7 protein-coding genes (1 of these 7 cut by a window edge) are annotated in these 7,909 nt (G+C 34.2%); 4 read left to right on the top strand and 3 right to left on the bottom strand.

What is annotated here, in order from left to right:
- The 3 genes from B4L98_RS11250 to ggt all read left to right on the top strand — a co-directional run.
- Positions 1–8 carry the final stretch of a TonB-dependent receptor gene (locus B4L98_RS11250; RefSeq protein ID WP_291078238.1) on the top strand. It extends 973 nt beyond the left edge of the window, so only the last 8 of its 981 coding nucleotides appear in the window; its start codon lies beyond the left edge, outside the window; its stop codon occupies positions 6–8.
- A gap of 83 nt (positions 9–91) precedes the next feature.
- On the top strand, positions 92–1,855 hold the full coding sequence (locus B4L98_RS11245) for a TonB-dependent receptor plug domain-containing protein (protein ID WP_291078237.1): 1,764 nt from the start codon (positions 92–94) through the stop codon (positions 1,853–1,855).
- Positions 1,856–1,930: 75 nt separating this feature from the next.
- Positions 1,931–3,598: a gamma-glutamyltransferase gene (ggt, locus tag B4L98_RS11240; protein WP_286495295.1), complete on the top strand. Its 1,668-nt coding sequence runs from the start codon at positions 1,931–1,933 to the stop codon at positions 3,596–3,598.
- A gap of 53 nt (positions 3,599–3,651) precedes the next feature.
- Here the strand turns inward: ggt and B4L98_RS11235 are convergent, their stop codons facing one another.
- Together B4L98_RS11235 and B4L98_RS11230 are read right to left on the bottom strand one after the other, a co-directional pair.
- Entirely contained in the window at positions 3,652–3,933 is a 282-nt protein-coding gene (locus tag B4L98_RS11235; RefSeq protein WP_286495294.1) for a GNAT family N-acetyltransferase, read from the bottom strand.
- 24 nt (positions 3,934–3,957) lie between these two features.
- Positions 3,958–4,830 (bottom strand): pirin family protein, encoded by an 873-nt coding sequence (locus B4L98_RS11230; protein WP_291059691.1) that lies wholly within the window; start codon positions 4,828–4,830, stop codon positions 3,958–3,960.
- Between the two features lie 241 nt (positions 4,831–5,071).
- Here B4L98_RS11230 and B4L98_RS11225 point away from each other — a divergent pair, with 241 nt between their 5' ends.
- Positions 5,072–5,797, top strand: coding sequence for a hypothetical protein (locus B4L98_RS11225; protein WP_219033831.1), 726 nt, complete (start codon positions 5,072–5,074; stop codon positions 5,795–5,797).
- 50 nt (positions 5,798–5,847) lie between these two features.
- Here B4L98_RS11225 and B4L98_RS11220 read toward each other — a convergent pair whose 3' ends face one another.
- On the bottom strand, positions 5,848–7,827 hold the full coding sequence (locus tag B4L98_RS11220) for a urocanate hydratase (protein WP_291049617.1): 1,980 nt from the start codon (positions 7,825–7,827) through the stop codon (positions 5,848–5,850).
- Positions 7,828–7,909: the final 82 nt, after the last annotated feature.

The raw sequence follows: 7,909 nt of genomic DNA, 5'->3' as shown, positions 1-7,909 counted from the left end.
GATTATAATCGACCAGATTTATATCCAAATCCAACTGGAAAAGATATTACAGAGGAGGAATTAGCCCGCCGTGGAGAAACGCGTGCTGATTATGTTTCGCGTATTGGACAATCAAAAAATGAAGGAGGAGCGATTTTTATCAATTCNNGGTGCGATTTTTATTAATTCACTTTTCCCAGTTTCAGATAAAACCGAAATTTATGCATTTGGAGGATTAAATTATCGTTTAGGAGAATCAGCAGCCTTTCGTCGTCAGCCTGCTCAGTTGCATCAAACTGTTGCGTCAATTTATCCAAATGGATTTTTACCATTGATTCAAACCAATAATTACGATCGCTCTTTAGCAGCGGGAATTCGTAGTGAAATTAACGGTTGGAAAGTTGATTTTTCGAACACATACGGAAATAATACCATCGATTTTGGAGTAAAAAATACAGTTAACGCATCGATGAAAGAATCTTCACCAACATCTTTTGAAGCTGGTGGATATCGTTTTACGCAGAATACAACCAACCTAGATTTTACGCGTTTTTTTGATGATGTTTTAGCTGGAATTAATGTCGCTTTTGGTGCAGAATTTCGTTATGAAAATTATCAAATTGTAGGAGGTGAAGAGTCATCTTATGCGAATTATGGTAAAGTTCGTCAAATTGGTGTAGACGGAAATGGAAAGCCAATTTATGTACAAGATTTTAATGGAAATATCAATACATTATTCGCTGTAAATGGTACTGCTTTAGCAGGTGGAGCGCAAGCTTTTCCAGGATTTTTACCAGCGAATGAAGTCAATGCAAATCGTCATTCTGTTGCGGCGTATTTAGATACTGAATTTAATTTTACGAAAGATTTCTTAGTGGCTGCTGCGTTACGTTATGAAGATTATTCAGATTTTGGTTCAACATTAAATGGAAAAATTTCGACTCGATACAAATTAGGAAACTATGTGTTGAGAGCCGCAGCAAGTACAGGATTTAGAGCGCCATCTTTACATCAATTATATTTTAGTGCAACATCAAGTTTATTCTTAGATGGAGCAATTTCTAATTCAGGAACTTTTACAAATGATAGTCGTGCTGCAAAATTATTAGGAATTCCACAATTGAACGAAGAAAAATCGAAATCAGTTTCGGCTGGAGCTACGGCAAATTGGGGAAAATTCAAATTGAGTGTTGACGGATATTTCATTAGAATTGATGACCGAATCATTTACACAGGATCTTTCACAGGAAGTAATGCAGCAAATGCATCAGCTCAAGACAAAGAGATTTACGAATTATTGCAACAAGCAAATGCAACTTCGGCTCGTTTCTTCGCAAATGCAATTGATACCGAAACGAAAGGAATAGATGTTGTTTTGACGTATCAAGATCGTTTGGGAGCAGGAAAATTACGTGGAGATTTATCGGCGACTTTTAGCAAGACAAATGTTGTAGGCGATGTACATGCTTCCGATTTATTGAAAGGAAAAGAGTCTACTTATTTTGATCGTTCAAGTCGTATTTATTTAGAATCGGCTATACCTCGTACAAAAATTAATTTATCCTTGAATTATTCATTGGATAAATGGAATGTTTACTTAAGAAACGTGTATTTTGGAGAAGTTGATGCAGCGACAAATACGGTGGCAGATTCGCAAACATTTAGCGGAAAAGTTGTAACAGATTTGAGTTTTGGTTATGCTTTCAACAAAAATATTTCGTTAACAATTGGTGCAAATAATTTGTTTGATATCTATCCTGATGAAACGAAAATTGGAGGAAATAGAGGAGCAGGATATTTCGTGTATTCACGTACTGGACAACAATTCGGAACTGGAGGACGTTTTGCTTTCGCTCGTTTATCATTAAGTTTATAATTTAAATAGTTTATATGTTTTACCAAATCTTTGTCGTAATTGATGAAGGTTTGGTATTTTGTTTAAATCGATTTTATGAAAAAAATATCATTTATTATAGTTTCATTCTTCGCGATTATTCAGTTGAATGCGCAAGAATCTTACAAAAATGGAGCTGTTGTAACAGCTCATCCCGAAGCTTCAAAAGTTGGAGTTGAAATTCTGAAAAAAGGTGGAAATGCGATTGATGCTGCTATTGCAGTTCAGTTTGCGTTGGCGGTTGTTTATCCAAATGCAGGAAATATTGGTGGCGGTGGATTTTTGGTTTATCGTGATGCAAAAGGAAAAACAGATGCGTTAGATTATCGTGAAAAAGCACCTTTAAAAGCAAGTGAAGATATGTATTGGGACAAAAATGGCAATGCAATTACTGATCTTAGTTTGTATGGACAATTTGCTGCAGGAGTACCTGGAACTGTAGATGGAATGGTGAAAGCGCACGAAAAATATGGGAAATTAAATTGGAAAGAATTAGTTCAGCCGGCTATTAGTTTAGCTCAAAAAGGATTTAAAATAACAAAACAACAAGCGAGCGAACTGACAAATAAGCATAATGATTTTGTAAAATATAATTCAAAAACGAATGCTTTAACGTCTAAATCATCTTGGAAAGAAGGAGATTTGTTGGTTCAAAAAGAATTAGCAAATACATTAAAATTAATTCAACAAAAAGGTCGTGCTGGTTTTTATGAAGGAAAAACGGCTGATTTAATAGTGAAAGAAATGAAACGCGGAAACGGAATTATTTCGCACGAAGATTTAAAACAATATCAATCGGTTTGGAGAACGCCAGTTTCGGGAAATTATAAAGGTCTTAAAGTAATTTCGATGCCGCCGCCTTCAAGTGGAGGAATTGCATTGGTTTCGTTATTTCAATCAATCGAAGATTATCCAATCAACAAATGGGGATTTCAAGCAGATTCTACAATTCAAGTGATGGTAGAAGCAGAGCGTCGCGTTTATGCTGATCGCGCAGAGCATTTAGGTGATCCAGATTTTATAAAAGTTCCGCAAAAACAATTGTTGGATAAAAGTTATAATGTAAATCGAATGAAAGATTTTTCGTTTGATAAAGCAACACCAAGTTCAGCAATTAAAGCGGGAGAAATAATTGGTAAAGAGTCAATGGAAACAACGCATTATGTAATTGTTGACAAAGATGGAAATGCGGCTTCTGTAACGACTACTTTGAATAATTCCTATGGATCTTTGGTTGTAGTAGAAGGTGCAGGATTTTTGTTGAATGATGAAATGGATGATTTTTCTGTAAAACCAGGTACACCAAATTTATATGGTTTAGTTGGAGGAAAAGCTAATGCGATTGAACCTTCGAAAAGAATGTTAAGTTCGATGACGCCTTCTATTTTAGAGAAAGATGGTAAATTGTTTATGGTTGTGGGAACGCCAGGTGGCTCTACAATTATAACGTCAGTTTTTCAAGCCATCTTGAATGTTGTTGATTTCGGAATGACGATGCAAGAAGCTGTTGCAGCACCAAGATTTCATCATCAATGGTTGCCAGACCAAATCGATTATGAGCCAAATGCAATTTCAGAAAACGTTCGTGAATCGTTAAAACAAAAAGGTTATACATTGAAAGAACGTAAACCTTACGGGCGTGTGGAAGGAATTTTGGTCAACACTAACGGAACATATCAAGCTGGTGCAGATCCAAGAGGAGATGACAAAGCAGTGGGATATTAAGAAATACAAAAGGAACTCGATTCGAGTTCCTTTTGTATTTTTAAGAGAAAACTTTATGATAAAACGTCTTTAATTTCTGGATTTTTATCAAACTGCGCTTTTGCGAAAGGACATAAAGGAATTACTTTTATATTATTATTTCTTGTCCATTCAACCAAGGCTAATAAAGCTTTTTTTCCTAAACCTTGTCCGCCATAAGCTTCGTCAACTTCTGTATGATCGATAATAATTTTATCATCACCAGCCCAAACATATGTCATTTCTCCAGCTTTTTTATCGCCATCTAAAACGACAAAAGCTCCATTTTTTTTATCATCAATTTGTTTAATTTCCATCAGTTTTATTTTTGAAGTTGTTTATTAATCTTCTAAAGTACCAAATTTTCCGTTATTAAAATCCTCAAAAGCTTCGCGAATTTGCTCTTGTGTATTCATCACAAAAGGACCATAAGAAGCGATTGGTTCATTTAGAGGTTCTCCACTCAAAATTAGTACAATGCTATTTTCAGTTGCTTCGATTGTAAAATCTTCTCCTTCGTTAGTAAATAATAATAAATGATCTGTTGGAACAATTTCTTGTTCATTTACTTTCACCTCACCTTCAATAACCAATAAAACGGTATTGTAATTTGCAGGAAAACTAAAATTCGCTTTTCCGCCTTCATTCAATTTTGCATTCAGCATATTAACAGGAGAAAAGGTAGATGCAGCACCTTTTGTTTGGTTGTATTCCCCAGCAATAACTTCGATAAAACCATTTTCAACTTCTACAGTAGGAATATCTTTATGTTCGATCGCCTGATATTTTGGAGTGCTCATTTTATCCTTTGCAGGAAGGTTTACCCATAATTGAACCATTTGAAAAATTCCACCTTGTTTATAAAATTCTTCTGCATGATATTCTTTGTGTAAAACACCAGAAGCTGCTGTCATCCATTGTACATCTCCTTGATGAATTGTTCCTCCTCCACCAGAACTATCATGATGAGAAACGCTTCCTTGATAAGCAATAGTAACCGTTTCGAAACCACGGTGTGGATGCACACCAACACCTTTTGGTTTGTCTGTTGCTGGAAAATGAAATTTTGAATTGTAATCTAACATAATAAATGGATCCATTCTTCTCATATCTAAATGATAACCACTTGGAATAAAATTGTGAACTCTAAACCCATCTCCAACGAAGTGAGGTTCTCTTGGAGCGATAACTATTTCTATATTTTTTGTATTCATAATGATTTTTTTATATGTTTTTATTTTTGTTATACAAATTTACGAAGCTAAATAGTTGATTATATTGATGTAGGTTAAGAAGTTGGTAACGTATTAATTAACATAGATTAATAATGTTTTGTAAATTTTTATTATTGATTGAATGTTAAATTTATATTTAAAACTTTAATACATAGTTGTGATTTTGTTATAAGAGTTAAATACTTATTATTTATATAATTGTTTGGAAATTAATAGTAATATGAGAAAACATTTATTCATCATTCTTTTTGGAATTAGTTTTTATTTATTTGGACAAGAAAATACGTATCGTTTTTTGTATGATATCCACCAAGAAACAATTTTCAATGATGAAATGAAGAAAAATACACCAAAAGACTTTTTGCCAGAAATAGTAAACGCGTTTAATGAATCTTATGAGTTTGAAGTGTTAGCTTCTAAAAATTATTCTTTTGTCAAATTAATAGAGAAAGTAAAGAACTCTCAGAATGATGCGGTTCGAATTTATCCAGAACCAAATTGGTTACTAAACGATTTTGAACATAATAAATCATATGAGTTTGCTGAATATGGTGATACGTATGTGGTGGATTCTATTAAGATAGAAGGTTTGAAACCTACAAAGGAAATGAAAGAAATTTTAGGTTTACAAGCTAAGAAATTTATCTTCGAAAATGATGAGTTTTACTACGAAATCTGGTTAGCAAAAATGAATGGAATTACGGTAAGCCCTTATTATTTTCAGTTCAAAAACTTTGTTGTAGTAGAATTATTTAAGAAGTTTAAAAAAGTTGAAGAGGGTGGTGGAAAGATGGAAAAAAGATATTTTTTGAAAGAGATTAGTCAAGAGAAAAAGTCTACAGATTTTATTAAATTAATTCCTAAAAAAGTACTTACTCCAAAAGAACTTCAAGAGAAAATTGATAAAATTAATCAGATGAGTCAAAATAATGAAGTAGAGAAATAATAATTAAAAAAGCATCTCAATTGAGATGCTTTTTTAATTTGATATATTATTTACAATAATTCTTCATCCACTATATTTGGTAATGTAACCTTTAACAAAGGTTCATCTTCCATTGCACGTTTTATAGCAAAAATAGCTTCTTCGTTTCTTGCCCAAGATCTACGAGCAATTCCGTTGTTCACATCCCAATGTAACATTGATTTTAAACGATTTTCAGCATCGGAAGATCCATCTAATAACATTCCGAATCCACCGTTAATAACTTCTCCCCAACCAACGCCGCCACCGTTGTGAATAGAAACCCAAGTTGCGCCACGGAAACTATCTCCAATAACATTGTGAATCGCCATATCTGCTGTGAATTTTGAACCATCGTAAATATTAGAAGTTTCGCGGAATGGAGAATCTGTTCCAGAAACATCATGATGATCACGACCTAAAACAACTGGTCCGATTTCACCTTTCGCAATTGCATCGTTAAACGCTTTCGCAATTTTAATTCGTCCTTCTGCATCTGCATATAAAATACGAGCTTGCGAACCTACAACTAATTTGTTTTCTTGTGCACCTTTTATCCATGTGATATTATCTTGCATTTGTTGCTGAATTTCCTTTGGAGAATGTTGCATGATTTCTTCTAAAACTTGACAAGCAATTTCATCTGTTGTTTGTAAATCTTCTGGTTTTCCTGAAGTACAAACCCAACGGAAAGGTCCAAATCCAAAATCGAAACACATTGGTCCCATAATATCTTGTACATAAGATGGATATTTGAAATCAATTTCGTTTTCTGCCATTACATCTGCACCAGCTCGAGAAGCTTCTAATAAAAAGGCATTTCCATAATCGAAGAAATACGTTCCTTTTGCTGTGTGTTTATTTACAGAATCTGCATGACGACGCAGCGATTCTTGAACTTTTTCTTTGAATAATTCAGGATTGTTTGCCATCATATCGTTGGCTTCATCAAATGATAATCCAACAGGATAATAACCGCCAGCCCATGGATTATGCAAAGAGGTTTGATCTGATCCTAAGTCAACGTAAACATTTTCTTGATCAAATTTTTCCCAAACATCCACTACATTTCCATCATAAGCAATGGAAACAACTTCTTTATTTTCTTTGGCTTCGCGAACACGAGCAACCAATTTATCTAAATCTGTAATTACTTCGTCCACCCAACCTTGTTCATGACGTTTGTATGTCGCAGCAGGATTCACTTCGGCAGTAACAGAAACAACACCTGCTATATTTCCCGCTTTTGGTTGCGCACCTGACATTCCGCCTAAACCAGCCGTAACAAATAATTTTCCTGCTGTTCCGTTATCATCTATTTTACGAGATCCGTTTAAAACTGTGATAGTAGTTCCATGTACAATTCCTTGCGGACCAATGTACATATAACTTCCAGCTGTCATTTGTCCGTATTGAGAAACGCCTAAAGCATTCATTTTTTCCCAATCATCTGGTTTCGAATAATTCGGAATTACCATTCCATTCGTTACAACAACACGTGGAGCGTTTTTGTGAGAAGGAAATAAACCCATCGGATGACCAGAATACATCACCAATGTTTGTTCGTCTGTCATTTCAGACAAATATTTCATTGTTAATAAATATTGCGCCCAGTTCTGGAAAACTGCGCCATTTCCTCCGTAAGTAATCAACTCTTCAGGATGTTGTGCAACTGCGTGATCCAAGTTATTTTGAATCATTAACTGAATTGCTTTTGCTTGTTCTGAATTTCCTGGGTAATCTGTAATTGGTCGAGCGAAAATTTTATAATCAGGCATCAAACGATACATGTAAATACGTCCAAAATTTTCCAATTCTTGTTTAAATTCTGGAATTAATTCAGCATGATCTTTTGGCTCGAAATAACGCAATGCATTTTTCAATGCTAACTTTTTTTCGTCTTCCGATAATATTTCTTTACGTTTTGGTGCGTGACTTACGTTAGGATCTCTGTCTTTTTTTTGAGGCAAAACAGAAGGAATACCTTGTTTTATTTGTTCTTGAAAAGTCATTTTTTTGTGTTTTATGTTTTAGGTTAAACGTTATAAGTTTTACGATTTTTTGTTGTCATACTGATTTCTATGACAAAACCAA

Source organism: Empedobacter sp. UBA5528, from assembly GCF_002426075.1.
Lineage (GTDB): Bacteria > Bacteroidota > Bacteroidia > Flavobacteriales > Weeksellaceae > Empedobacter > Empedobacter falsenii_B.
Note: the sequence above shows the minus strand (reverse complement) of the source record. Positions and strands in the feature narration are given on the sequence as shown.

Bases quoted from the DNA above. Each gene is read 5' to 3' on its own strand.
- ggt (WP_286495295.1), top strand. From the start codon at position 1,931: ATGAAAAAAATATCATTTATTATAGTTTCATTCTTCGCGATTATTCAG.
- B4L98_RS11235 (WP_286495294.1), bottom strand. From the start codon at position 3,933: ATGGAAATTAAACAAATTGATGATAAAAAAAATGGAGCTTTTGTCGTT.
- B4L98_RS11230 (WP_291059691.1), bottom strand. From the start codon at position 4,830: ATGAATACAAAAAATATAGAAATAGTTATCGCTCCAAGAGAACCTCAC.
- B4L98_RS11225 (WP_219033831.1), top strand. From the start codon at position 5,072: ATGAGAAAACATTTATTCATCATTCTTTTTGGAATTAGTTTTTATTTA.
- B4L98_RS11220 (WP_291049617.1), bottom strand. From the start codon at position 7,827: ATGACTTTTCAAGAACAAATAAAACAAGGTATTCCTTCTGTTTTGCCT.